The sequence below is a fragment of the Kineococcus sp. G2 genome, from assembly GCF_037154035.1.
Lineage (GTDB): Bacteria > Actinomycetota > Actinomycetes > Actinomycetales > Kineococcaceae > Kineococcus.
On the sequence record NZ_JBBBEM010000101.1, the window covers coordinates 1 to 24714 of the forward strand.

25 protein-coding genes are annotated in these 24714 nt (G+C 76.1%); 11 read left to right on the forward strand and 14 right to left on the reverse strand.

The annotated features are described in order from the left end of the window. Positions 1–174: 174 nt before the first annotated feature. A complete protein-coding gene (locus V9U69_RS14735) occupies positions 175–927 on the forward strand; it encodes a potassium channel family protein (protein ID WP_337062605.1) in 753 nt (250 codons plus the stop codon). A gap of 21 nt (positions 928–948) precedes the next feature. Here V9U69_RS14735 and thiE read toward each other — a convergent pair whose 3' ends face one another. Next, complete coding sequence (thiE, locus tag V9U69_RS14740; RefSeq protein WP_337062606.1) at positions 949–1614, reverse strand: thiamine phosphate synthase; 666 nt, start codon at positions 1612–1614, stop codon at positions 949–951. A gap of 130 nt (positions 1615–1744) precedes the next feature. Here thiE and thiO point away from each other — a divergent pair, with 130 nt between their 5' ends. From thiO to V9U69_RS14775, 7 genes are all read left to right on the forward strand, one after another. Then, positions 1745–2881, forward strand: coding sequence for a glycine oxidase ThiO (gene thiO / locus V9U69_RS14745; RefSeq protein WP_337062607.1), 1137 nt, complete (start codon positions 1745–1747; stop codon positions 2879–2881). Then, the gene (gene thiS / locus V9U69_RS14750; RefSeq protein WP_337062608.1) at positions 2878–3108 is read left to right on the forward strand and encodes a sulfur carrier protein ThiS; all 231 of its coding nucleotides are present in this window, start codon (positions 2878–2880) and stop codon (positions 3106–3108) included. The genes thiO and thiS overlap by 4 nt, the downstream gene beginning before the upstream one ends. Positions 3109–3116: 8 nt before the next feature. After that, a complete protein-coding gene (locus tag V9U69_RS14755) occupies positions 3117–3983 on the forward strand; it encodes a thiazole synthase (protein ID WP_337062609.1) in 867 nt (288 codons plus the stop codon). Beyond that, a complete protein-coding gene (gene moeB / locus V9U69_RS14760) occupies positions 3980–5110 on the forward strand; it encodes a molybdopterin-synthase adenylyltransferase MoeB (protein ID WP_337062610.1) in 1131 nt (376 codons plus the stop codon). Before V9U69_RS14755 ends, moeB begins: the two co-directional genes overlap by 4 nt. A 153-nt stretch (positions 5111–5263) precedes the next feature. Beyond that, the gene (locus V9U69_RS14765) at positions 5264–6274 is read left to right on the forward strand and encodes an alcohol dehydrogenase catalytic domain-containing protein (protein ID WP_337062611.1); all 1011 of its coding nucleotides are present in this window, start codon (positions 5264–5266) and stop codon (positions 6272–6274) included. Continuing rightward, complete coding sequence (locus tag V9U69_RS14770) at positions 6271–7563, forward strand: LLM class flavin-dependent oxidoreductase (RefSeq protein ID WP_337062612.1); 1293 nt, start codon at positions 6271–6273, stop codon at positions 7561–7563. The genes V9U69_RS14765 and V9U69_RS14770 overlap by 4 nt, the downstream gene beginning before the upstream one ends. Before the next feature lie 115 nt (positions 7564–7678). Then, the gene (locus V9U69_RS14775) at positions 7679–8920 is read left to right on the forward strand and encodes an MFS transporter (RefSeq protein ID WP_337062613.1); all 1242 of its coding nucleotides are present in this window, start codon (positions 7679–7681) and stop codon (positions 8918–8920) included. Positions 8921–8922: 2 nt separating this feature from the next. Here the strand turns inward: V9U69_RS14775 and V9U69_RS14780 are convergent, their stop codons facing one another. From V9U69_RS14780 to V9U69_RS14800, 5 genes are all read right to left on the reverse strand, one after another. Next, positions 8923–9429 carry a DUF1360 domain-containing protein gene (locus tag V9U69_RS14780; RefSeq protein ID WP_442907781.1) on the reverse strand — a complete coding sequence of 169 codons (507 nt, stop codon included), beginning with the start codon at positions 9427–9429 and terminating at the stop codon, positions 8923–8925. 100 nt (positions 9430–9529) lie between these two features. Further along, complete coding sequence (locus V9U69_RS14785) at positions 9530–9997, reverse strand: MarR family transcriptional regulator (RefSeq protein WP_337062615.1); 468 nt, start codon at positions 9995–9997, stop codon at positions 9530–9532. A 65-nt stretch (positions 9998–10062) separates the two neighbouring features. Beyond that, a complete protein-coding gene (locus V9U69_RS14790; protein ID WP_337062616.1) occupies positions 10063–10677 on the reverse strand; it encodes a maleylpyruvate isomerase N-terminal domain-containing protein in 615 nt (204 codons plus the stop codon). Beyond that, positions 10674–10826 carry a hypothetical protein gene (locus tag V9U69_RS14795; RefSeq protein ID WP_337062617.1) on the reverse strand — a complete coding sequence of 51 codons (153 nt, stop codon included), beginning with the start codon at positions 10824–10826 and terminating at the stop codon, positions 10674–10676. Before V9U69_RS14795 ends, V9U69_RS14790 begins: the two co-directional genes overlap by 4 nt. A gap of 225 nt (positions 10827–11051) precedes the next feature. Beyond that, positions 11052–11990: an alpha/beta hydrolase gene (locus V9U69_RS14800; protein ID WP_337062618.1), complete on the reverse strand. Its 939-nt coding sequence runs from the start codon at positions 11988–11990 to the stop codon at positions 11052–11054. Positions 11991–12102: 112 nt separating this feature from the next. Between V9U69_RS14800 and V9U69_RS14805 the strand changes: the two genes are divergently transcribed. Together V9U69_RS14805 and V9U69_RS14810 are read left to right on the forward strand one after the other, a co-directional pair. Then, positions 12103–12840 (forward strand): SOS response-associated peptidase, encoded by a 738-nt coding sequence (locus tag V9U69_RS14805; protein WP_337062619.1) that lies wholly within the window; start codon positions 12103–12105, stop codon positions 12838–12840. A gap of 127 nt (positions 12841–12967) precedes the next feature. Continuing rightward, entirely contained in the window at positions 12968–15535 is a 2568-nt protein-coding gene (locus V9U69_RS14810) for a putative bifunctional diguanylate cyclase/phosphodiesterase (protein WP_337062620.1), read from the forward strand. Positions 15536–15600: 65 nt separating this feature from the next. Here V9U69_RS14810 and argG read toward each other — a convergent pair whose 3' ends face one another. The 3 genes from argG to V9U69_RS14825 are packed head-to-tail and all read right to left on the reverse strand — an operon-like array spanning position 15601 to position 18974. Beyond that, positions 15601–17052: an argininosuccinate synthase gene (argG, locus tag V9U69_RS14815; RefSeq protein WP_337062621.1), complete on the reverse strand. Its 1452-nt coding sequence runs from the start codon at positions 17050–17052 to the stop codon at positions 15601–15603. A 48-nt stretch (positions 17053–17100) separates the two neighbouring features. Beyond that, complete coding sequence (locus tag V9U69_RS14820; protein ID WP_337062622.1) at positions 17101–17757, reverse strand: response regulator transcription factor; 657 nt, start codon at positions 17755–17757, stop codon at positions 17101–17103. A gap of 11 nt (positions 17758–17768) precedes the next feature. Next, on the reverse strand, positions 17769–18974 hold the full coding sequence (locus V9U69_RS14825) for a sensor histidine kinase (RefSeq protein WP_337062623.1): 1206 nt from the start codon (positions 18972–18974) through the stop codon (positions 17769–17771). 132 nt (positions 18975–19106) lie between these two features. On the opposite strand from V9U69_RS14825, the gene V9U69_RS14830 reads away from it, so the two are divergent. After that, positions 19107–19904: a GAP family protein gene (locus V9U69_RS14830; protein ID WP_337062624.1), complete on the forward strand. Its 798-nt coding sequence runs from the start codon at positions 19107–19109 to the stop codon at positions 19902–19904. 89 nt (positions 19905–19993) lie between these two features. Here V9U69_RS14830 and V9U69_RS14835 read toward each other — a convergent pair whose 3' ends face one another. The 5 genes from V9U69_RS14835 to V9U69_RS14855 all read right to left on the reverse strand — a co-directional run bounded on the left by V9U69_RS14835 (position 19994) and on the right by V9U69_RS14855 (position 24626). Further along, on the reverse strand, positions 19994–20599 hold the full coding sequence (locus V9U69_RS14835) for a class I SAM-dependent methyltransferase (RefSeq protein WP_337062625.1): 606 nt from the start codon (positions 20597–20599) through the stop codon (positions 19994–19996). Positions 20600–20630: 31 nt separating this feature from the next. After that, on the reverse strand, positions 20631–21746 hold the full coding sequence (locus V9U69_RS14840) for an SDR family oxidoreductase (protein ID WP_337062626.1): 1116 nt from the start codon (positions 21744–21746) through the stop codon (positions 20631–20633). Positions 21747–21776: 30 nt separating this feature from the next. After that, positions 21777–22043, reverse strand: coding sequence for a hypothetical protein (locus V9U69_RS14845; protein ID WP_337062627.1), 267 nt, complete (start codon positions 22041–22043; stop codon positions 21777–21779). Positions 22044–22359: 316 nt separating this feature from the next. Continuing rightward, positions 22360–23445 (reverse strand): Gfo/Idh/MocA family protein, encoded by a 1086-nt coding sequence (locus V9U69_RS14850; RefSeq protein WP_337062628.1) that lies wholly within the window; start codon positions 23443–23445, stop codon positions 22360–22362. Beyond that, positions 23442–24626 (reverse strand): Gfo/Idh/MocA family protein, encoded by a 1185-nt coding sequence (locus V9U69_RS14855; RefSeq protein ID WP_337062629.1) that lies wholly within the window; start codon positions 24624–24626, stop codon positions 23442–23444. Before V9U69_RS14855 ends, V9U69_RS14850 begins: the two co-directional genes overlap by 4 nt. Positions 24627–24714: the final 88 nt, after the last annotated feature.

Consider the following 24714-nt stretch of genomic DNA (forward strand, 5'->3'; position numbering starts at 1 on the left):
CCGGCCTGAGCCGGCGCGGGGAGGTTCCGGCCGGGGAGGGCGGCCGGGAGACCGCCGGACGGGAGCGGGTCGACGGAGCCCCGCCCCCGTTCCGGTGATCAGCAGGACCGGTCCACCGCGCGTCGACGGCGCCGCGCGGTGGACAGCCGGCCGCGGCGCCGGTAGGGAACCGGGGTGAGCACCCCGGTCGCGAACCCCCGACAGGCCCGGTACCGGGCCTACGAGCACGTCAGCGAGCGCCTGGCCCCGGTCGTCGCCGGCCTGTGGCTGGTCGCGTACGCGCTGCCCGTCCTGCAGCCGGAGCTGCCGGGGGCCGTGCGCACCGCGTGCCACGTCGTGCGCACGGGCGTGTGGGCGGCGTTCGGCGTCGACTACCTGCTGCGGCTGAGCCTGAGCGGGCACCGCCTGCGGTTCTTCGTCACCCACCCGCTGGACCTGCTGCTGCTCCTGCTGCCGATGCTGCAGCCGTTGCGGCTGCTGCGGATCGTCACCGTGCTGCGGCTGCTGAACCAGCGCGCCGGCACGCGCCTGCGCGGGCGGGTGGGCCTGTACGTGACCGCCTCGACGATCCTCATCGGGTTCAGCGCCGCCTGCGCCGTCCTGGAGGCCGAGCGCCCGGCACCGGGGGCGACCATCACCACGTTCGGCGAGGCCCTGTGGTGGGTCGTGACGACCATCACCACCGTCGGGTACGGCGACTTCGCGCCCGTGACCACCACCGGCCGCGTCGTCGCGGTGGGGCTGATGCTCTCCGGCATCGCCCTCGTCGGCGTGGTCACCGGGTCGCTGGCGTCGTGGTTCCTGGACGAGGTGCGCGACTCCTCCGGCCAGGACGCGGAGGCCACCCGCGCGGACGTGGCCGAGCTGGCCGCCGAGGTGCGCCGGCTGCGCGAGCAGCTCGCCGCGCAGGAGGCGGCCGGGGGCTGAGCGGCCCGTCCTCCCGCCCGGTCAGGGCGCCGGCGGCAGGGCGCGCAGCAGCGCCGCGGTGGCGGCGGCGGGGTCGTCCGCCTCCGTGATCGCCCGCACGACGACGACGCGCCGCGCTCCCGCGGCCACGACCTCCTCCACGGTGCCCAGGTCGATGCCGCCGATCGCGAACCAGGGGGTTCCGCCCGCGCTCGCGGCGGCGTGCCGCACGAGACCCAGCCCGGCGGCGGCGCGGCCGGGTTTCGTGGGCGTCGCCCACGTCGGGCCCACGCACGCGTAGTCGACGTCCGCGTCGGCCACCGCGGCGTCGAACTGCGCGGGCGAGTGCGTCGAGCGCCCGATCAGCACGTCCGCGCCGACCAGGGAGCGCGCCGCGGCGGGTGTCAGGTCGCGCTGTCCCAGGTGCAGCACGTGCGAGCGGGCGAGCGCGGCGACGTCGGCGCGGTCGTTGACCGCCAGCAGGCGGCCGTGGCGCCGAGCGGCGTCGGCGAACACCTCCAGCAGCTGGAGCTCCTCCGCCGCCTCCAGGCCCTTCTCGCGCAGCTGCACCACGTCCACGCCCGCGCCGAGGACAGCGTCGAGGAACCGCTCCAGGTCGCCCTCGCGCCGGCGCGCGCCGGTGCACAGGTACAGGCGCGCGGCGCGCAGCGCCTCGCGGGGGTCGGTGGTTCCAGCGGGGTTCGGCACCCGCGCGAGTGTGCCAGGGGCGGGGGTAGGGTGGCCGCACCACGGGAGCCCGGGAGCGCGGGCTGAGAGGGCGAGCGCACTCGCCGACCGTCGAACCTGCTCCGGGTCGTGCCGGCGAAGGGAGTGTGCGGTGGTGGCGTGCGACGTCGTCGTGCTCGGCGGCGGGATCGTCGGGACGGCGTGCGCGTGGCGGCTCGCCGAGCGCGGCCGCCGCGTGGTCCTGGCCGACCCCGACCCCGGCGGCGGGGCCTCCCGCGCCGCGGCGGGGATGCTCGCGCCCGTCAGCGAACTGCACCACGGCGAGCGGGAACTGCTCGACCTGAGCCTGCTGGCCGCCGCGGGTTTCCGCCGCTACGCCGCCGAGGCCGGCGCCGCGGGTTCGTCCCCGACCGGGTACCGCGACTGCGGGACCCTCGTCGTCGCGCTGGACGCCGGCGACCGGGCCCGCCTGGCCGACGTGCGCCGGGCCCAGCAGCTCCTCGGCCTCGACGTGCAGGCCCTCACCGGCCGCGAGTGCCGGCGGCTGGAACCGTTCCTGGACCCGGCCGTCTCCGGCGGGACCCTCGTGCGCGGCGACCACCAGGTCGACCCGCGCGAACTGCTGGGCGCCCTGCGCGCGGCCGCCGCCGCCCGCGGGGTGCGCGCGGTCCCGCTGCGCGGGGAGGTCCTCGTCGAGGACGGCCGCGCCGCCGGTGCCCGCTTCGACGACGGTTCCGCGGTGCGCGCGCCGCTGGTGGTCCTCGCCACCGGCGCCCGCGCCCAGGAGCACGCCCCCGTGCGGCCCGTGAAGGGGCAGGTGGCGCGCCTGCGGATGCCCGCCGGGCAGCACCTGCTGCAGCGCACCGTGCGCGGCGTGGTGCGCGACCGCGACGTGTACCTCGTGCCGCGCGAGAACGGTGAGCTCGTCGTCGGCGCCACCAGCGAGGATCGGGGTTTCGACGAGACCGTCACCGCCGGCGCCGCCCACGACCTGCTGCGCGACGCGCAGGCCCTCGTCCCCGGCACCGCGGAGCTGGAGCTCGTGGAACTGCTGGCCCGCTCGCGCCCCGGTTCACCGGACAACCTGCCGCTCATCGGCCACGGGGACGTGCCGGGCCTGCTGCTGGCGGTGGGGCACCACCGCAACGGGGTGCTGCTGTCGGGGATCACGGCCGACGCCGTCGCGGCGCTCGCCGACGGCGAGCCGGTCCCGCCCGAGGTCGCGGCCTGCGACCCGGGGAGGTTCGGGTCGCGCACCGCGGCCCGCGAGGAGGTGGGGGTGCTGTGACCGCGACGGACGGGCAGGTCGAGGTGCTGGTGAACGGCGAGGTCCTGCGGGTGCCGGCAGGTTCCACCGTCGCGGACGTCGTGGCGGGTTTCGCGCCGGGGCTGGAACCCGGCCGCGGCACGGCGGTGGCGCTGGCCGACGAGGTCGTGCCCGCCGGCAGCTGGGGTTCGACGACGGTGTCGGCGGGCGACCGCCTCGAGGTTCTGCAGGCGGTGGCGGGAGGGTGAACGCGGTGGTGACGACGCAGACCGTGGCGGAACCGGCGGCGGTGGCCGGGGACGGGACGGCGACCGCCGACCCGTTCACGATCGCCGGGCGGGAGTTCACGTCCCGGCTCATCACGGGCACGGGCGGTGCCGCCAACCACGACGTGCTGGAGCGGGCGCTGCGCGCCTCCGGCACGGAGCTGACGACGGTGGCGCTGCGCCGCGTCGACCCGGCCGCGCGCGGTTCCCTGCTCGACGTGCTGGAACGGGTGGGCGTGCAGGTGCTGCCGAACACCGCCGGGTGCCGCACGGCGCGCGAGGCGCTGCTGACCGCCCGCCTGGGGCGGGAGGCGCTGGGCACCGACTGGGTGAAGCTGGAGGTCGTCGCCGACGAGGAGACCCTGCTGCCGGACGCGGTGGAGCTCCTCGACGCCGCCGAACTGCTCGTCGACGACGGTTTCACCGTCCTGGCGTACACCAACGACGACCCGGCGCTGGCGCTGCGCCTGGAACGCGCCGGGTGCGCGGCCGTCATGCCGCTGGGTGCGCCCATCGGCACCGGGCTGGGCGTCCTGAACCCGCACAACATCGCCCTCATCGCCGAGCGCGCCGGGGTCCCCGTCGTGCTGGACGCGGGCATCGGCACCGCCTCCGACGCCGCGCTCGCGATGGAACTGGGCTGCGACGCGGTGCTGCTGGCGACCGCGGTGACGCGCGCGCAGGACCCGGAGCTCATGGGGACCGCGATGCGGCACGCGGTGCTGGCGGGCCGGGCGGCGCGGCGCGCGGGACGCATCCCGCAGCGCGCGCTCGCGCAGGCGTCCTCGTCGTGGGCGGGCCTGGCGCAGTTCGGTTCCACGGGTTCCGGTTCCACGGCTCCCGGGGAGGCGCGGTGAAGCTCGAACCCCTCGTGGAACCGGGCGCCGAGCTGACGGCCGAGGAGCGTCGCCGGTACTCCCGCCAGCTGCTCCTGCCCGAGATCGGCGAGACGGGGCAGCGGCGGCTGAAGGCCGCGCGCGTCCTCGTCGTCGGCGCCGGCGGCCTGGGTTCCCCCGCGCTGCTGTACCTGGCGGCCGCGGGGGTCGGCACGATCGGCGTCGTCGACGACGACGTGGTGGACGAGTCGAACCTGCACCGGCAGGTCCTGCACGGCACCGCGGACGTCGGCCGGGCCAAGGTGGACAGCGCCGCCGACGCGGTGGAGCGCACCAACCCGCTGGTGCGCGTCGTGCGGCACCGCGAGCGCCTCACCGCGCGCAACGCCGTGGACCTGGTGTCCGGTTACGACCTCGTCGTGGACGGTGCGGACAACTTCACCACCCGCTACCTCGTCAACGACGCCTGCGTCCTGGCGGGCAGGCCGTGGGTGTGGGGGGCGGTGCTGCGGTTCGCCGGCCAGGTGTCGGTGTTCTGGGAAGGCCACGGGCCCACGTACCGCGACCTGTTCGCCCAACCGCCCGCACCGGGCACGGTGCCCTCCTGCGGGGAGGCCGGCGTCGTCGGCGGGGTGTGCGCGGCGGTGGGTTCGGCGATGGTCACCGAGGCGGTCAAGCTCGTCACCGGCGCCGGTGACAGCCTGCTGGGCCGCGTGCTCGTGCACGACGCGCTCGCGATGACGTGGCGCACGCTGAACCTCGCCCCGGACCCGCGACGCGCCCCCGTCACGGAGGTGGCGGACGTCGTGCAGGTGTGCGCGGTCGAGGAGGCGGACGTCCCGGAGCTGGACGCGGCCGAGCTGGACCGGCGCCTGCGCGAACGCGCCGAGGGCCGCGACGAGTTCGTCCTCGTGGACGTGCGCGAACCCGCCGAGCACGCCGCGAGCGCGATCCCCGGGTCGGTGCTGGTGCCGCTGGCGGACCTGCTCGCCGACCCCGGCCGCGTGCCGGCCGACCGTCCGCTGGTGCTGCACTGCGCCGGGGGGACCCGGTCGGCGCAGGCCCTGCGCGCGCTGCGCGAGCACGGTCGCACCGACGTGGTGCACCTGAGGGGCGGCATCGCCGCCTGGGACGCCCGCGGCGCCTGACCCCGCCCACCTCTGACCCCCACCCCTGACCCCCCCACGTCCCTGGCTCCCAGAACCCCCGCCACCCCGCGGTGATCAAGGAAGTTGCAACTTCCTTGATCACCGAGGGGGGAGGGGGAGGGGTGGGGGCCACCCCGTCGCGAGGAGAGAACCGTGCGCGCTGCCCGCTTCACCGGACCCGGCCGGCCGATCGAGGTGCAGGAGGTCCCGCGGCCGGTGCCCGGCCCGGGCGAGGTGCTCGTGCGCGTGCGCGCCGCCGGTGTGTGCGCCACCGAGCTGCACTTCACCGAGGGTCTGCTGACCCCGGCCCGCACCCCGATCACCCCGGGGCACGAGGTCGCCGGCACCGTTGAGGAGACCGGTGCGGACGTCACCGCGTGGGTGCCCGGCGACCGCGTCGCCGTGCACTACCTGCACTCCTGCGGCGACTGCCGGCAGTGCCGCCGCGGCCGGGAGAACCTGTGCAGCGCACCGCGCGGGATGCTCGCGTTCGCCTCCGACGGCGGTTTCGCGGAGTTCCTCGCCGTTCCCGCGCGCAGCCTCGCCCGGATCCCCGACGCGCTGACGTTCGAGCAGGCGGCACCGGTGGCGTGCAGCGTCACCACCGCCCTGCACGCGGCGGCGGTCGCCGACGTGCGCGCCGACGACGTCGCCGTCGTCTACGGGGCGGGGGGCGTGGGTTCGGCGCTGGTGCAGGTGCTGCGCCACCGCGGTGCCCGCGTCGCCGCCGTCGCCAGGTCGCAGCGCCGCCGCGACCTGGCGGGGTCCCTGGGCGCCGAGTGGGTCCTCGACCCCGCCGACGGCGACGTCGGCGCGCAGGTGCAGCGCCTGACCGGCGGCGCCGACGCGGTGTTCGAGCTCGTCGGCACCGCCGCCACCGGGCGGCAGGCCCTGGCCGCGCTCGGCCCCGGCGGCGCGCTGGTGTACGTGGGCTACTCCGCCGAGCGCGTCGAGCTGAACCCGGTGGAGCTGGTGGTGCCCGAGCAGCGGATCCTCACGTCCGTCTCGAACACCCTCGCGGAGCTGGAGCTCGGCCTGGACCTCGTCGCGCGCGGCGTGGTGCGCTCCGTCGTGGGCCGCGTCGAGCCGCTGGACGCGGTGGACGAGGTGCTGGGCGCGCTCGCGCGCGGCGAGGTCACCGGCCGTGCCGTGCTGGTGCCGTGAACCCCGCGGGGCGCCGGCTGCACCTCGGCGCGTTCCTGTACGGCACCGGTCACCACGCCGCCGCCTGGCGCCACCCGTCCTCCGACGTCGAGCGCCTCGGGGACGTGCGCTGGTACGAGGACCTGGCCCGCACCGCCGAGCGAGGCCTGCTCGACGCGGTGTTCTTCGCCGACGGGCAGTCCACCGGTGACGTCTCGCTGGGGCCGGGCTGGTTCCTGGAGCCGCTGACCACCCTGGCGGCGATGGCCCGCGCCACCGAGCGGATCGGCCTGGTCTCCACGGTGTCCACCACGTTCTGGCAGCCGTTCCACGCTGCGCGCGTGCTCGCCTCCCTGGACCACCTGTCCGGCGGGCGCGCCGGGTGGAACGTCGTCACCTCCATGCACGACGCCGAGGCCCGCAACTTCGGTCTGGACGCGATGCCGCCGTCGGCGCGGCGGTACGAGCGCGCCGCGGAGTTCGTCGACGTCGCCCTGGCGCTGTGGGACTCCTGGGACGCCGACGCCCTCGTGCTGGACCGCACCGGCCGCTACGCCGACCCCACCCGCGTGCACCGGGTCGGGCACCGGCGCGAGCACTTCCGCGTGGACGGCCCGCTCACGGTGCCGCGCTCCCCTCAGGGGCGCCCGGTGCTGTTCCAGGCCGGCGCCTCCGACGCCGGCCGCGACCTCGCCGCCCGCAGCGCGGAGGGGGTGTACGCCGTCGCGCACGACCTGCCCAGCGCGCGGGCGTACCGCGACGACCTGCGCCGCCGCGCCGCCGCCGCCGGCCGCGACCCCGACGCGCTGGTCGTCATGCCCGGCCTCGTGGCGTTCGTGGGGTCCACCGAGGAGGAGGCGCACCGGCTGCGGGCCGAGCTCGACGGGCTGCTGCCGGTGGAGCACTCCCTGGCGCAGCTGTCGGTGTTCGTGCAGCAGGACTGCACCGCCTGGGACCTGGACGCCCCCGTGCCGCCGCTGCCGCCCGCGGAGGGCTTCCCCGGCCCGCGCGGGCGCTACGAGACGATCCTGCGGATCGTGGAGGTGGAGCGGCCCACCGTGCGGGAGCTGCTGGGGCGGCTCGCCGCCGGCGGCGGGCACTGCACGGTCGTGGGCACGCCCGGGCGGGTGGCCGACCGGGTCGAGGAGTGGTTCCGCGGGGGAGGGGCCGACGGGTTCAACCTCATGCCGCCGACGCTGCCCGGGTCCCTGGAGGTGTTCGTCGACCACGTCGTGCCGGAGCTGCAGCGGCGCGGGCTGTTCCGCCGGGAGTACGCGGGCACGACCCTGCGCGAGCACCTGACCGGGTGAGGGAGCCCACCGGCGACTGGCGCGCGCCGGGCGTCCCGACCTACGATCGCCGCAGAAGTCCAGGGTCCGGGCGCCTCAGTGGCTGGGGGTGGCGCCGCCGCACTGGAGGCTACCCGTGGACCGCCACGACGTCCTGACCCCGCCACCCGCCCGCCCCACCGGGGCCCTCGCCACCTACCGCCGCCTGCCCGCCGTCGCCGGGTGGTCCTACCTGGTGGTGTCCGCGCTGGCCCGCCTGCCCGTGTCGATGGTGCCGATCGCGGTGCTCACCGCCGTCACCGCCACCAGCGGGTCCATCGCCGCCGGTGGTGCGGCCGCCGCCGCCACCGCCGTCGGTGAGGCGCTCGGCGCGGCCGGCGCCGGGGTGCTGTGCGACCGGCACGGGCAGCGCCGCGTGCTGCTGCCCCTGGTCGCCGCCCACCTGATCGCCCTCACCGGGTTCGTCCTCGCCCTCGGCGGGGCCGTGCCGGCGCTGCTGGTGGCGGCCTTCCTCGCCGGCGCCACCCTGCCGCAGGTCAGCCCGCTGTCGCGGGTGCGGTGGATGCGGCTGTCACCGGCGGACCTGCGCACCGCCATGGCGTACGAGGGCGTCGTCGACGAGCTGTCCTTCGTCGCCGGCCCCGCCGCCGTCGGGCTGATCGCGCTCGCCGCGGGCCCGCGCACCCCGCTGCTGGTGGCCGCCGCCGTCACCGCCGTGTTCGCCACCGCGTTCGCCGTGCACCGCACCCACCGGGTCACCGCCGCACGCACCGCCGCCCCCGCCGCCGTGCCGGCGCAGCGCACCCGCGGCCGGCAGCCGTCGGTGGTGCGCCCGGTGCTGGGGATGCTCGCGATGGGCGCCGTGTTCGGCGGCACCCAGGCGGCGCTGACCGCCGCCGCCACCGACGCCGGCCGGCCCTCCGACGGTTCCCTCGTCTACGCGGCCCTGGCGATCGGCTCCACGATCACCGCGCTGGGCATGGTGCTGGTGCCCGCGCACGTCTCCCTGCGGCGCCGGTGGTTCCTCAGCGCGGTCGGCCTGCTCGTCGGTGCGCTCGCGATGCTCGCCGCGGCGGGCACCACCCTCGCGCTGGTGCCCGCGACGTTCCTCACCGGCCTGTTCGTCGGCCCCGTCATGGTGACGGTCAACACGGTCACCGCCGAGACCGGCGGGCACCGCACCGGTGGGGCGGCCATGACGCTGCTCACCAGCGGCACCGTGCTGGGCACCGCCGTGGGGTCCGCGCTGGCCGGTGGGCTGGCCGACGCCGCCGGGACCCGGTGGGCGTTCGCGGTGGCCGCCGGCGCCGCCGCCGCGCTCATCGCGCTGGCGGCCGGGCGCCTGGCGGCACCCGCCGACCACCCCGGCGGGCGCTGAGCTCAGTCGTCGGGCTGCGCCCGCTCGGGCAGGTGCTTGGCGCTGTCGTACAGCAGGTGCAGCACGTCCGAGCCGAGCACCGCGGTCAGCATGGCCGCGGCGCTGCGGGTCAGCTTCGGCGCGATGACGCCGCCGGCGACGAACCCGGTCGCCACCCACACCGACGTGCAGAACGGGCAGGTGAGCAGCTCCCCGATGGAGTGGCGGATGCCCTGCCCGCGCACCTCCTCCATGTTCTCGCCCTCCCCGGCGGAGCCGGCGAAGCGGGTGAAGGGGGCGCGGAACGGTGCGGTGACGGCGTCCTTGCTGATGATCCGGCTCGCCTTGTGGGTGGCGAGCGTCAGCAGGGCGAGGTCACCGGCGGTGAACCGGTCGGGCAGGGAGCGCCCGCGCGCGCGGGCCAGCAGGCCGGCACCGCCGACCGCGCCGGCGTAGACACCCATCAGGGTGAGGAACCCGCCCAGGGGGCGTTCCTCGTCGCCCTCGTAGGCGGACTGCACGGCGTGCATCCGCTCGTGCACCTGCTCGTGCAGGCGGGAGATCGTCGCGGTGTCGGGTGCCATGCCCGTGACGTACCCAGCCCGGGCCCGTTCCACCCGTGGCGGTGCGTCAGCGCTCCACGCCGAGGCGGGACAGCTCCCCGGCACCGGGGTCCCCGGCGGCGGCGGCGAACAGGGCCATCCCCTCGCTGACGCGGGCCCGCGCGTCCGGGTCCAGGCGCTCCAGGACGGTGGCCACCTCGCGGCGGCGGTGCGCCATGACGCTCTGCACGAGTTCCCGGCCGGTGTCGGTGGCCTCCACCAGGACCTCGCGCCGGTTCGCGGGGTTGCCGGTGCGCCGGACCCAGCCGCCGCCCACGAGGCGGTCGACGGTGCGGGTCAGGGTGGAGGGGTGCACCCCCAGCTCGACGGCGAGGTCGCCGCTGCGCAGGGCGCCGCCGGTGCTGACGAGCACCAGCACCCGGTACTGCGGGAGGGTCATGACCTCCAGCGCGCCCGCGAGCGAGCGCACGGCGATCCCTACGAGCGCTCGCGTCGCGCGCACCGCACCGTCCACGGGGTCCTCGGAACCGCTCATCCCGCCCAACCTACCCGGCGTGCCCGGGGCGCCCGCCGACGGCGGCGGCGCCCCGGTCGCTGCGCTCACAGCACCGAGAACCCCGCCGGCAGCCCCGCCCGCCCGGTGGCCGCCAGCAGCAGGGGAGCGGCGCGGCCGTCGGCCACCGCCAGGTCCGCGGCCACCCGCAGGGTGTGCGCGGCGGCGCTCGCCGGGGGTTCCGCGGGGACGCCCAGGGCCACGGCGAGGTCCGCGGTGTGGACGGTCAGCTCGACGGTGCGCGTGGGCAGGTAGTCGGCCAGGCGCATCCCTCCGACGATCGTCGTGAGGAGCTCGGTGCCGTCGCGACCGGCGAGGAGGGCCGTGACGCGCTCGGTGATCGCGACCACCTCCGCGGCCGGGTCGGCGCCCAGCGCGGCACCGGCGTCGCGGCCGCGCTGCGCCACCCCGGGACCGGCGGCGATCGCGCGCGTGGCCCGGTAGTACTCCACCGCCGAGGCGACGTCCACCCGGTCGGCGGGCCGCGCGAGGTACGCCTCGACGGTCAGCGGGGAGCGGCTGGTGTGCCCGACGAGGGCGCGCACGTCCCACTCGCCCAGCCCGGGGGAGGACCAGCGGTCCCCGACCAGCGCCGCGGTGCGCGCGAACCAGCGGGCCGCGTCGCCGAACGCGGCCAGCGACGCGTCCCAGCCGGTGGTCACGGGGCCGGGCGGGTGGGCCCGAACGCGTCCTCCAGCAGCTGCCGCGTGGTGATGATCCGGTCGGTGGACTCCCACAGGCCGTCGGTGCGCGGTGCCCACACCCGCTCGGTCGTGTCGAGCAGCGCGGTCGCCGGGTCGGTCTCGTGCACGGTGCTCCTCCTGGACGGCGGACCCCGCGGGCGCGGGAGTCGTCGGACGGTCCCGGCGGTCACGGTAGGAGGCGGGGCGGCGCGCGGCGGGGAGGCACGCCGCGGCGGGGCGCTGGGGGAGCGGGAACGGGGTCGGGCCTGGCGCCGGCGACCCCGTTCCCGCTCGTGCCCACTGCATCGGCGGCGCCGGCACCGGGCTTGAGGGCGCGTGACCTCGAGCGTCCCTCAGAGGTTCTCGCGCAGGAAGCCGTCCACCACGTCCAGGACCTCCTCGGTCCAGAAGGGCGGGCCGCCGTGGTCCGCGCCCGCGAGGCGGTGGAACGTGACGGGCTGCCCCGCCGCCCGCAGGGCCTCGACGAGCAGGACGCTCTGCCCGAACGGCACGAGGCGGTCCTTGTCGCCGTGCACCACCAGCAGCGGCGGGCGCGGCACGGCGGGGTCGACGTGGTGCGCCGCGACGGTGGGCCGCACCCGCTCCGGGTTCGCCAGGACGTCCACGCCGCCGATGAGCACCCCCTCCGGGCTGCGCGGGCCGGTGTGGTCCTGGATCGAGGGTTCCTCGTTCATCCTGGCGATGTCGGTGGGGCCGTAGTAGTCGACCGCGCAGCGCAGGGCCAGCGGTTCGGCGTCGACCGGTTCGTCGCCGTACTCCTGGTCGCCGTCGGTCAGGTGGGCGAGCACGGTCGTGTGCCCGCCGGAGGAGTCGCCCCACATCGCGACGCGCTCGGGGTCGACGTGGAACCGCTCGGCGTTGCGGCGCAGGAACCGCACGGCGCTGCCCGCGTCGCGCACCTGCGCGGGGAACGGGGCGACGGTGGAAGGGCGGTACTCGGCGATCGCGACGACGTAACCCCGGCGCGCGAAGTGCGCCAGGGCGGGCAGGTTCGTGCCGAGCTGCTGCTCGAACCAGGCGGAACCCTGCACGTACACGACCAGGGGGAACCGCTCGTCGCCGCCCGGGCCCGTCGGCGGCAGCAGGACGTGCAGGTGCAGGGCCCTGCCGGACTTGCGCGCGTACTCCACGCCGAGGACGGCGCTGCCGTGCCGCGGGGTCCGGTCGGCCGCCAGGACGTGCGTGCCGTCGGTGCTGCGGGTGCTCGCCGGGAACTCCTCGTACGGCACGTCCCGCGGTTCGACGAGGGGTCGGGGGGTGGGACCGCTCACGCGTGCTCCTCCGGTTCGGCGCTGCCGGCCGGTGCGGCCGGTGAGCAGGAGGGTAGGCCCGGGTGCGCTCGCCCCTCCTGCGTGCGAGCCCGCGCGCGGGCACACTGCCCTCGTGTGCGGTCGCTACGTCCTGTCCCGCTCCGACGGTGAGCTGGTGGAGCTGCTGGGCGCCGGTGAGGTCGTGGGGGGAGCGCCGTCGCCGTCGTGGAACATCGCGCCGACGCAGCGGGCGCGCGTCGTGCTGGAACGCGCCCCGGACGGCGAACCCGGCGCCGCGCCGGTGCGGCAGGTGCGCACGCTGCGCTGGGGCCTGGTGCCGTCCTGGGCGAAGGACACCGCGATCGGCAACAAGATGATCAACGCGCGGGTGGAGACGGTCACGGAGAAACCCGCCTACCGCCGGGCGGCCTCCCGGCGCCGGCTGCTGGTGCCCGCCGACGGGTACTACGAGTGGCAGCGGCGCGAGGGGCGGGCGAAGGTGCCGCACTTCCTGCACGGCGCCGACGGTGAGCTGCTGACGTTCGCGGGCCTGTACGAGCTGTGGCCGGACCCGGCGAAGGCCGAGGACGACCCCGACCGCTGGCGCTGGACGTTCACCGTCCTCACCACCCGGGCGTCCGACGCCCTCGGGCACATCCACGACCGCACGCCCGTCGTGGTGCCGCCGGAGATGAGGGGCGACTGGCTGGACCCGGAGCTGACCGACCTGGAGCTGGTGCGGCAGGTCCTGGACGCGGTGCCCGAACCGCACCTGGCCACCCACCCGGTCTCCACCGCGGTGAACAGCCCCCGCAACGACGGGCCGGACCTGGTGGAACCGGTGGACGTGGAGGACGCGCCGGCGGGGTGACGCCGCGCCCTCGCCGCTCGCGTCGGGACGACCACCCGAGGGCGGAGGTGCCCGACCCCCTGGCCGCCGCGGCGTTGCACCCGCTTGGCCGCTCCTGCCGCACCGGTCGGGTGCCGACGCTGAGCGCATGAGTGCAGGACGCGCACAGGCGCGGTCGGCGCGCACCGGAGCGGCCGCCCCCCGCAGCCCGCGCGTGCCGGGGGAGCCCTCGCCCCCTCGTGCAGCCGCAGCACCCTTCGGGCAGGACGGGAGCAGGTCCGGTCGCAAGGGGGCGCTGGCCGGCTGCCTCGCCGCCGCCGTCACCGCTGCCGTCCTCGCGCTGGTCGTCCACGCCACCCCGGCGGGGCGCTCCGGGACCGGGGCCGTCGCCTCGCAGGTGGCGGAGCTCGCGCTGGCGGTGGCGGCTCTGGTGCTCGCGGCGTGCACCACGAGGCGCCGGGCGCGGCGGGTGGGTGCCGAGCTGACGGTGTGGCGCTGCTTCACCCGGGCGCTGGGTGTGCTGGCCGGTGGGGTGATCACTGCGGCAGCGGTGAGCGTCACCGGTCTCGGCGTCGGTGCCCACAGCCCCGCCGGGGGTGCGCCGAGCCCGGCGAGCGTCCTGCTGACCGTCGCGGTGATCGCCGCCTGCCCGTTGCTGTACCAGGGGCTGGTGCACTGGAACCGGTACCGCTCCACGACGGCTGGACCCGGTGACTGGCTCAACGGCGTCGGCGCGGTGCTGATCCTGACCGCGATGGGCACCACGGGCACCACGTGGCTGCGCGGGCCGGGCAGCTCCTGGCCGTGGTGGTGGCTGCAGCTGTGGGTGCTGGCCGTCGCCTGCCTGCTGATGCTGCTGGGCACCGCGGTCACCGTCGCCTTCATCGGGGGCCTGCGCGCGGACGCGCGCATCTGGCTGACCACGGCAGCGGTGGGCCTGCTCGCCGCGCAGCAGGTCCTGCTGGGCGTCCGGTTCGGCCGCGAGGGCCTCGACGCCGGTGGCGCCGCCGCGTGCTGGGCCCTGACCGGTGCGCTGCTCGCGACCAGCGCCACCCCCACCCCCAGCTCGAGCACGGCGCGGGCGGTGACCACGCGCGCTCACGCGAGCGGTTCGCTGGTCGTGCTGGTCGCGGGAGTCGGTGCGCTGGCCGTGGCGGCGGTGCTGCGCCGGCACCCGCCGGTGGCCGCGGTGGTGTGCGTGGTCGTCGCGCTGGCGCTGGTGAGCTTGCGCTCGGTGCACCTGATCCGTTCCCTCGACCAGCTGGCCCGCACCCGCCAGGAGTCGCTGACCGACCCGTTGACCGGCCTGGCCAACCGCCGCGCGCTGCAGGCCCTGCTGGACGGGCTGGACGCCGACGGTGCGGCGGCCACCTTGGCGGTCATCGACCTGGACGGGTTCAAGGCGGTCAACGACCGCTTCGGGCACGCGGTGGGCGACGAGCTCCTGCGCCACGTCGCCACGCGCCTGCAGGTGGAGGTCAGCCAGCACGGCACCGCGGTGCGCCTGGGCGGGGACGAGTTCGCGTACCTGCTGCCCGGTGAGCGCACCGACGACGCGCTTGCCGTGGCCGAGGCGCTGCACGCCGCCGTCGGTGAGCCGGTGGACGTCGGTGGTCACCGGCTGCTGGTCGCGTGCAGCATCGGCATCGCGACGCGGGCACGCTCACGCCCCGCCGCCCGGGCGGGAGCGCACGAGCAGGCAGGTGCTCGCGGCCTCGACCAGGTGGCCCGGGTGGTGCAGGCGGCGACGGCGGTGGAGGTGGGGGAGGAGGGCAGCGAGCGGTTGCTGCGCGACGCCGACACGGCGATGTACGCCGCCAAGGCCGCCGGTGGTGGTACCCGTCTGCACGACCGCGCGGCCGCGCGCGAGCACCGCGAGCAGGCCCGGCTCGTGGAGGAGCTGAAGGTCCTGCTGGGCGCTCCCGACGCCGTCGCCGGCGTGGCCTGCGGGGAGCTCGTCGTGCACTACCAGCCGCAGCTGGACCTGCGCACGGACGAGGTGACGGGCGCGGAGGCCCTGGTGCGCTGGCAGCACCCGCGCCTGGGCCTGGTGGGACCGCAGACCTTCGTCGACCTGGTCGAGCGGCACGGCCTGATGACCACCTTGACCACCGAGGTCGTGCAGATCGCCGTGCAGCAGGCGGCGCTCTGGCGCGAGCAGCGGTTGCCCCTGCGGGTGGCGGTCAACGTCTCCGCCAGCTGCTTCACCGACCCCACGCTGCTGTGCCTGGTGCTGGGCACCTTGCGCGAACACCGGGTGCGGCCGCACGAGCTGGTGCTGGAGATCACCGAGACGACCCTGATGTCCAACCCCGCGCACGCCGCGACGCTGACCCGCGAACTGGCCGCGCACGGGGTCGGCATCAGCATCGACGACTACGGCACCGGGTACTCCTCCCTGGCCTACCTCGACGACCTGCCCGCGGCGGAGCTGAAGGTGGACCGCTCCTTCACCTCCCGCCTGCTGCACAACCCGCGCACCCGGGCGATCGTGGCCGGCACCGTGGCCCTGGCGCACGAACTGGGGTTGCGGCTGCTCGTCGAAGGCGTCGAGGACGAGGACACGCTGCGGCTGGTGCGGCGCCTGGGCGCCGACGAGGTCCAGGGGTTCGTGCACAGCCGCCCGTTGCCGGCCGACGCCTTCACCGCCTGGTGCCTGGACCGCAACGCCGCGGCCGGCACCCCCGGCACCGCCACGCACCTGTCTGCGCGGTGACCGCCAGGTGCGCCAGTGCCGCCCACCCGGACCCCGAGCGACGGGCGGGTGGGCGGCGGGAGCGGTCAGTCGGTGCCGGACTCCATCGCGGCGCGGTCCAGGAGCGACTCGTCGGCGGAGACCTCGCCGCGCGAGGCGATCGCCTCGGCGCCGCCCTCGTCCATCGCGCCGATGAGCCCGGTGGAGGCGGCCTGCGCCGCACCCACCAGGACCGGCTGCTGCGACTGGCCCACCAGGCCGATGCGGGCGTACTGCTCCAGGCGGGCCCGGGAGTCGGCGATGTCGAGGTTGCGCATGGTCAGCTGGCCGATGCGGTCCACCGGGCCGAACGCGGAGTCCTCGGTGCGCTCCATCGACAGCTTGTCGGGGTGGTAGCTGAACGAGGGGCCGCGGGTGTCGAGGATCGAGTAGTCCTCCCCGCGGCGCAGCCGCAGCGTCACCTCGCCGGTGACGGCCATGCCGACCCAGCGCTGCAGCGACTCGCGCAGCATCAGCGCCTGCGGGTCCAGCCAGCGGCCCTCGTACATCAGCCGGCCCAGGCGCCGGCCCTCGTTGTGGTAGCTGGCGACGGTGTCCTCGTTGTGGATGGCGTTGACGAGCCGCTCGTACGCGGCGTGCAGCAGCGCCATGCCGGGGGCCTCGTAGATGCCGCGGCTCTTGGCCTCGATGATGCGGTTCTCGATCTGGTCGGACATGCCCAGCCCGTGCCGGCCGCCGATCGCGTTGGCCTCCAGCACCAGGTCCACGGCGGTCTCGAACGTGGAACCGTTGATCGACACCGGGCGGCCCTGCTCGAAACCGATGGTGACGTCCTCGGGGGCGATCTCCACCTCGGGGTCCCAGAACCGCACGCCCATGATGGGTTCGACCAGTTCGACGCCGACGTCGAGGTGCTCCAGCCGCTTCGCCTCGTGGGTGGCGCCCCAGATGTTCGCGTCGGTGGAGTACGCCTTCTCGGTGCTGGCCCGGTACGGCAGGTCGCGCGCCTGCAGCCACTCGGACATCTCCTTGCGCCCGCCGAGCTCGGTGACGAAGTCGGCGTCCAGCCACGGCTTGTAGATGCGCAGGGAGGGGTTGGCCAGCAGGCCGTAGCGGTAGAACCGCTCGATGTCGTTGCCCTTGAAGGTGGAGCCGTCGCCCCAGATCTGCACGTCGTCGGCGAGCATGGCCCGCACCAGCAGCGTGCCGGTGACGGCCCGGCCCAGGGGGGTGGTGTTGAAGTAGGCGCGCCCGCCGGAGCGGATGTGGAACGCCCCGCAGGTCAGCGCCGCCAGGCCCTCCTCGACCAGCGCCGCCCTGCCGTCGACGAGGCGGGCGACCTCGGCGCCGTAGTCCTTCGCGCGGCCGGGCACGGAGGCGATGTCGGGCTCGTCGTACTGGCCGATGTCGGCGGTGTACGTGCAGGGCACCGCGCCCTTCTCCCGCATCCAGGCGACGGCGACGGAGGTGTCCAGGCCGCCGGAGAAGGCGATGCCGACGCGCTCGCCGGTGGGCAGGGAGGTGAGGACCTTCGACATGCGGAAGATTATGCACGTGCCTGGATGATCATGCAAAGGGGTGGGTGGTCACACGAGCCCCGCCTCGCGTGCCAGCAGCGCCGCCCGCACCCGGGACGAGACCCCCAGCTTGCCCAGCAGCCGGCTCACGTGCGTCTTCGCCGTCAGCGGCGAGATGGCCAGCCGCCGCGCCAGCTCCGCGTTCGTCAGCCCCTCGCCCAGGCAGCGCAGCACCTCCCGCTCGCGCTCCGTCAGCGCCGACAGGTCCGGGCCCGCCGCCGCACCGGGCGCGGGCCCCGACGACCCCGCCGCCACCGACGCCAGCACGGTGCGCGTCACCTCCGGCGCCAGCACGCCCTCGCCCGCCGCGACCCGCCGCACGGCGTCCACCAGCCGCGGGCCGTCCGCCGTCTTCAGCAGGAACCCCGCCGCCCCCGCGCGCAGCGCCCCCAGCACCAGCTCGTCCAGGTCGAACGTCGTCAGCACCAGCACCGCCGTGCCGTCCGCCACCACCCGCGCCGTCGCCGCGACCCCGTCGGTGCCCGGCATCCGCAGGTCCATGACCACCACGTCCGGGCGCAGCGCCCGGCACTGCGCCACCGCGGTCTCCCCGTCGGCCGCCTCCCCGACGACCACCACCTCCCCGGACGCCTCCAGGATCATCCGCAGCCCCGCCCGCACCGCCGCGTGGTCGTCCGCGAGCACCACCCGCACCGGGCAGCTCACCCCCGCACCGCTCACCCCTGCGCCCCCGCCCCGACCACCGGCCGCGCCGGCAGCTCGGCGCGCACCTCCCAGCGCCCGGGCCCGGCCGGCCCGGCGGCGAACGTCCCGCCGAGCGCCTGCGTGCGCTCGCGCATCGTCGCCAGCCCGTGCCCGCGGCGGCCGTCCGCACCCGCGGCGCGCCCCGGCGGCACCGGCCCCGCGGGCAGCGCCGAGACCACCCGCAGCACCACCCGCTCGCCCTCCCGCTCCAGCGCCACCTCGACCGGGCCGGGACCGGCGTGCCGGCGCGCGTTCGTCAGCGCCTCCTGCAGCACCCGGTGCAGCGCCTGCCGCACCGCGGGCGCAGCGCCGGCACCACCCGCCTCGCCGGCCCCCGCCCACCGCACGTCCAGACCGCCGGCGCGCGCCAGCTCCACGCAGGCGCTCAGGTCGCCCGCCGCGGCCACCGGGTCGGGCGCCCCGCCCCCGCGCATCAGGTGGATCATCGTGCGCATCTCCTCCAGCGCCTCCACGCTGGCCGCGCGGATCCCCGCCAGCACCGCCGCGTCCTCCCCGCGGGCCCGGGCCGCCGCCAGCGCCGCCTCGGACTGCAGGGCGATCGCCGAGACGTGCCCGGCGACGACGTCGTGCAGGTCCCGCGCCATCGCGGCGCGCTCCTCGCGCACCACCCGCTCCGTCTCCAGCGCCGCCCGCTCACCCGCCAGCCGCGCCAGCTCCTCCCCGCGCACCACGTCCCGCGCCCACCACACCGGCAGGCACAGCAGGCCCGCACCCGTCACCGCCAGCAGCACGACCGCGCGCAGGTCCCAGCCGAGCACGCCGGCCACCAGCGCAGACCCGACCACCACGGCCAGCGCGGCGCGCTCCACGGCCCTGCGCCGCGCGGGCGTGGTGCGCAGGCACGCGCGGTAGAGCACGTCGACGAACGCCAGCGTCACCCCCAGCGACCCGGAGGTCAGACCGTCCGCGGTGAACGCGACCAGCGCCACCGCGAGCGCCGTCAGCGGCGCGGCCCGGTGCAGGGCGCTCGCCGCGCAGCACACCGCCAGCGGCAGCAGCGACCACGCCGGGGGCACCGGCCAGGGCGCGTCGCTCCACGTGCCGGTGACGCCCGCCGCGGTCAGCGCCGCACCCAGCGCGAACAGGCCCGCCCCCACCAGCAGGTCCCGCGCGGTGGGCCGGGCGGTGCGCTCCCGGGGCGGCGTCTCGGGGTCCACGGACCCATCCGACCACCCCCGGCCACCGCCCGGCGTCCGCCGACCGGAGTACGCCGGGCGGGGTGCACCACCCGCCACCGGGCCCTCCACCGGCGGACGCGGCACCGGGCCGGCCGCCCGCACGCTGCGGGCGTGGACCTCCTCGACACCCTCGGAACCCTCGACGCCGGCACCGGGACCGGTCTGCTCGCCGTGGTCGGCGCCCTCGTCGTCCTCGCCCTGCTGGACTCCACCAGCACCGGCACGCTCGTGCTGCCCGTGTGGTTGCTGCTGCGCCCCGGGCCCGCGCCGGTGCGCCGGGTCGTGCTGCACCTGGCCGTCGTCGCCGGCTGCTACGCCCTCGTCGGCGCCGCCCTCCTGCTGGGCGGCCAGGCGCTGTGGGAGGCGGCCTCCGGGTGGGTGCGGGACGCCGGGGCCACCTCCGCCGCCCGGTGGGCCCAGCTGGTGCTGGGTGCCGGGCTGCTCGTCGGAAGCTTCGCCCTCGACTCGGGCCGGCGCCGGCGCAAGGGGCTGTCGGACCGCACGCAGGTGTGGCGCGAACGCGTCGAGCGGATGGACGGCTCGCGGGCCGTGCTGCTGGCCGTGGCCTCCGTCGGGGTGGAGCTGGCCACGATGCTGCCGTACCTGGCGGCGCTGGGGATCCTCGGCGCCGCGGAGCTGCCGGCGCCCGCCACCGGTGGTCTGCTCCTCGGCTACTGCCTGGTCATGGTGGCGCCCGCCCTGCTGCTGCTGGCGCTGCGGGCGTTCGCCGCGCGCCGCGTCGAGCCGCTGCTGCGCCGGGTCGACGGGTGGGCCTCGAAGCAGGGCGACTCGGCCGCGGGCTGGGTCGTCGGCATCGCGGGTTTCCTCGTCGCCCGCGACGCGGTCGCCGCCCTCGGCGGCCTGGACGGCCTGCGCGAGGCGCTGACGGTCTGGTCACCCACCTCCTGACCAGCCAGCCCTACCCCACCCCCTCCCCGCCGTGATCAAGGAAGTTGCAACTTCCATGATCACCGAGGGGGAGGGGGAGGGGGAGGCGGTCAGGCGCGGCGCAGCAGCGCGACGAGGAAGTCCGCGTCCGGGGTGTGCGGGCGCAGGTCCCAGGTGGACAGCAGCAGGTCCGGTTCCAGCCCCGCGCCGCGGGTGTCGGCGAGGAACTCCGCCACCTCGTAACCGCGCCCGGCGCCGAACCCGCACACCAGGCGGCCACCGTCGCGCAGGTGCGTCCCCAGCCGGCGCAGCACCTCCCCGCGGGTGCTCGGCGCCAGGAACGTCATGACGTTCCCCGCGCACACCACCGCGTCGAAACCCTCCGCGATCCCGCGCGCCGGCAGGTCCAGCTCCGCCAGGTCGCCCACCAGCCACGTCGGGCCCGGGTGGTCCTCCTCGGCGGCGGCGATCAGCACCGGGTCGACGTCCACCCCGACGACCTCGTGCCCGGCGCGCGCCAGCGCACCGCCGACCCGGCCCGGCCCGCAGCCGGCGTCCAGGACGCGCGAGCCGCGGCCCAGCATCGCGTCGACCAGCCGGGCCTCGCCGTCCAGGTCGGTGCCCGCGGCCGCCATGGAGCGGAACCGCTCCACGTACCAGGCCGAGTGCTGCGGGTTCTCCCGGGTCATCCGGACCCAGGTGCTCTCCTCCACCACGTGCTCTCCCCTCCTCGTCCCGCGCGGCGCCTCAGCGGGCCGGCGGGACGACCTTCCGCTGCGCCAGGCGGTCCAGCAGTTCGCAGAACCGGTCGACGCTGTCGAAGCACTCCCCGAAACCCGCCCGGCGCACCTTCACGGTGCTGGAGACGTTGTCGAAACCGGAGTGGAACAGGAAGTCGCCGAACGCCCACCCCACCAGGCGCTCGTAGGGCGTGGGCACCAGGCCGTGCCGTTCCACGAGCCGGTTCCACGTCCCCTCGTGCATCGGCATCACCGAGGTGAGGGAGAAGTCCTGCGGTTCGTCGTGCTCCATCCCCAGGTGCCGGGCGATGGCGGCGTAGGCGTGCGCCCAGCGGAACTGGTCGCCGTTGGTGACGTTGAAGACCTCCCCGTCCGCGGCGGGCGCCGACCCGGCCCACACGGTCGCGCGGGCCAGCAGTTCCGCGTCCGTCACCTGGTACAGGGCCTCCGCGGCCGCTCGGGAACCGGGGAACCGCAGCGGCAGCCCCAGTTCGCGGCTGATCGTCGCGTGGACCGCCACCACCATGAGGATGTTCATGGGGTTGCCGGTGGCGTACCCCACGACGCCCTCCGGGCGCAGCAGCGTCACCCCGAACCCGCGCCGGGCGGCCTCGGCGCGCAGCACGTCCTCCTGCGCGTAGTAGAAGTTCGGCACCAGCAGGCGCGGGTCGCTCTCCCGGGCGGGGGTGCGGAAACCCGGCAGGTGCGCCCCGTACGCCTTGCCGCCCTGGTAAAGGGTGACGTGCCGCAGGGGGGCGTCGGCCAGCGCGTCCAGGGTGTGGCGCAGCAGTGCCGTGTTGTCCTCGATCTGCTGCCGCTCGTCGCCGCGCTCGACGTAGGCGGCGAACACCAGGTGCGTGGTGTCGCGCGCGCCGGCCAGGCCCTCTCGGGCGCCCGCCGCGGTGGACAGGTCCGCCGCCAGCGGCTGCCACGGCACGTCCGGCTGCTCGCGGCGGGCCGCGCCGCGCACCGTCCAGCCGGCCAGGCGCGCGTACTCGGCGGCGGCGTGCGCGCCGATGACCCCCGCCGACCCGGCGACGAGGGCGACGCCCGGTGCGGCCGCGGCGGCGGCGGTCGGGTCGGTGCCGCCCAGGGGGCTGGCGGGGGTGTTCACGTCGGGCATCCGGTGGGCTCCAGGGGTCGCGGCGGGTGCTCAGGCACCGGGTTCGTGGAACTCCGGCGTGCGCGGGTCCTCGGGGTCCTCCCCGCCCGCCGCAGGCAGCGGGGCGTCGTCGTGGGCGGCCGCCACCGCCTCCGGCGTCTCCTCCACGGCTGCGCCCTCCTCGCCCTGCGCCGGGTCCGGGTAGGGGTCCGGTCCCGGATCGCCCGGTTCGCCCTCGTCGTTGCCGGTGGCCATCGCGCTGTCCAGCTCCGGCTCGGCGGGGCGGGTGCGGCCGGTGTCCTCGGGTCCGCTCGTCACGGCAACCTCCTGCTCGTCGTCCTCGCAGGACCCGTACCCGCCCGGTGCGGTGGGGAAACCGCCGTGGTGCTCCTCCGGCGCGCCCGCCGTCGCGAGTCGCCTCGGACCGGTCGTCGACGCTGAGCGGCCCAGTCGCCGGGTGATCGGTGCCCGACGTCCGCGTCTCGGTCACCGCCGCGCTGGGGGTCGCGGCGGTGCGTGGCCGACGCCGAGGACTGGACGGCGCACCGGGTGCCCCAGCGGGTCGCCCTTCGACCGCTCGAGGTGGCCGTGCGGGCGTGCCCCGGTGGAGCCGGGCAGCGCCCCGGTGCTCTTGTCACGCCTGCCTGTTCGACAGGTCCGTCGCTGTGACCTGCGCCTGGACGGCGATCTCGATGGCCTTGAAGGCGTGCTCCTGGGTCATCGCTTCCTCGGTGCGCTTCAGGCAGTCCAGGACGAGCTGGCCGAAGAACGGGTAGCCGACCTTGCCGGCGACCTGGAAGTGCGTCTCCTGGTCCCCGTTCGCCAGGAACAGGTGCCCCGGCCCTTGGTCGGTCCCCAGGTTCACGTACTTGCGCTGTTCGATGAAACCCTCGGTGCCGAGGATGAACGTGCGGCCGTCGCCCCAGGTCTGCAAGCCGTCTGGGGTGAACCAGTCGCAGCGGAAGTACCCGGTGGCGCCGGTGTTCGTCACCAGGTTCGCGTCACCGAAGTCGTCGAGACCGGGGTGCTGCGGGTTGGCGTAGTTCGCGATCTGACTGTTGACGACCTCGGCGTCGGTGGATCCCGTGTAGTGCAGGATCTGGTCGACGTTGTGGCTGCCGATGTCGGTCAGGATGCCGCCGTACTTCTCCTTCTCGAAGAACCACGCCGGCCTGCTGGCCGCGTTCAGGCGGTGCGGGCCCAGGCCGATGACCTGGACGACCCGGCCGATCGCCCCCTGCTCGATGAGCTGCCCGGCGAACACGGCGGTCTCGACGTGCACCCGCTCGGAGTAGTAGACGGCGTACTTGCGGCCGGTGCGCTGAACGGCCTCGCGCGCAGCGGCGAGCTGCTCCAGGGTGGTCAGCGGCGCCTTGTCGGTGAAGTAGTCCTTGCCCGCACCCATCACCCGCAGGCCGAGCGCACAGCGTTCGCTGGTGACGGCGGCCCCGGCCACCAGCCGCACCTCCGGGTCGTCGAGGACCTCCGCTTCCGTGCGGGCGACCCGCACGTCGGGGAAGCGTTCGCGGAAGCGTTCGACCTTGGCCGGGTCGGGGTCGTGCACCCACTTCAGGGTGGCCCCGGCCCCGAGGAGCCCTTGGCACATGCCGTAGACGTGACCGTGGTCCAGGCCGATCGCCGCGATGACGAACTCGCCCGCCTCGACGACCGGGTCGGGCAGCGGAGCGGGGGCGTAGGTGCCGCCGTCGGACGTGCTCATCGGTCCACCTCCTGCTCGTGACCGCCGCTGGGGGCCCCGGAGACGCTGATCGGTCCGGCGAGGTCGCTGACGGAGGCGGACTTGCGGTAGAACCGCGGTGCGCGCTGCGTGAGTGTGCCCGGCAGGTAGTACGGGTCGTCAGCGGACAGCGGCAGGTCGACGGTGCGTCGCTCGATGCCCGCCTGGTAGATCGCCGTGATCAGCTCGATCGTGCGGCGGCCGTCGTGGCCGTCGACGGAGGGCCGGCGGCCGGACTCCAGCGCGGTCAGGACGTCGTCGACCTGCCCCTGGTGCCCGGTGTGCGCCAGCGGGACGTGCGAGGAGGCGAGCGCCCGCAGGCGTTCGACGAGCTTCCCGTCGCCGCCGGGCGCGGGGAACCCGTTCGGCTGCGCGCTCTCGGCGATCACGTCACCGTCCAGGCCCACGCTGGCGTCGCGGCCCTGGACGACGATCCGCTGACGCTCCCCGTGGTGCACGACGGAGCTCGTGATGGTCGCCAGTGCTCGCTCGTACCCCAGCACGGCGACCGAGAGGTCCTCGATCTCCGCGTTCTCGTGGGCGGTGTTCGCCAGCACGGCCGTCACCGAGCGAGGGGCGTCCAGCAGCCACAGCAGCAGGTCGATGTGGTGCACCGCGTGGTTCAGGGTGCACCCACCCCCCTCCTGCTCCCAGGTGCCCCGCCACCACAGGTCGTAGTAGCTCAGTCCCCGCCACCAGGCGGAGTCGACCTGCACGTGCGAGACCGGCCCCGCAAGACCCGAGTCCAGCACGGTCTTCAGCCTGGCCACGTCGTCCCGGAACCGGTTCTGCGCGACGGAGGAGAACAGCGCCCCGCTGTGCTCCTCGGCCCGCAGGATCGCGTCGCACGCGGCGAGCGAGGGCGCCATGGGCTTCTCGCACAGCACGTTGACGCCGGCGGTGAGGCAGTCGACGCTGATCTGCTCGTGCGTGGACGGCGGGGTGCAGACGCTGACGAGATCGACCTCCTCCTGCGCGAGCAGCTCCTCGTGCGAGGCGTGCACCCTCGCCCCGTCCAGGCTGAACTCGCGCCGGCGCGCGTGCGCCTTCTCCGGTGCGGTGTCGACCAGGGCGACGATCGTGCAGCGCTGCGGGAAGGCCCGGTAGGCGCGGATGTGCGACGGGGCGATGTTGCCGGCGCCGATGACAGCGACCTTGATCACTTCTCTCCTCGTCGTGCGCGTGGGTGGGGCAGGTCGCCCGTCGACCTCCCCGTGGGGCGGTGCGGGGAGCCGCCGGTCCCGGGCGGGG

Excerpts from the sequence above, each read along its gene's own strand:
- V9U69_RS14780 (WP_442907781.1), bottom strand. The coding sequence starts at position 9,429 with ATGCACGCCGTGCAGTCCGCCTACGAGGGCGACGAGGAACGCCCCCTG.
- V9U69_RS14785 (WP_337062615.1), bottom strand. The coding sequence starts at position 9,997 with ATGAGCGGTTCCGAGGACCCCGTGGACGGTGCGGTGCGCGCGACGCGA.
- V9U69_RS14810 (WP_337062620.1), top strand. The coding sequence starts at position 12,968 with ATGAGTGCAGGACGCGCACAGGCGCGGTCGGCGCGCACCGGAGCGGCC.
- argG (WP_337062621.1), bottom strand. The coding sequence starts at position 17,052 with ATGTCGAAGGTCCTCACCTCCCTGCCCACCGGCGAGCGCGTCGGCATC.
- V9U69_RS14840 (WP_337062626.1), bottom strand. The coding sequence starts at position 21,746 with ATGCCCGACGTGAACACCCCCGCCAGCCCCCTGGGCGGCACCGACCCG.
- V9U69_RS14850 (WP_337062628.1), bottom strand. The coding sequence starts at position 23,445 with ATGAGCACGTCCGACGGCGGCACCTACGCCCCCGCTCCGCTGCCCGAC.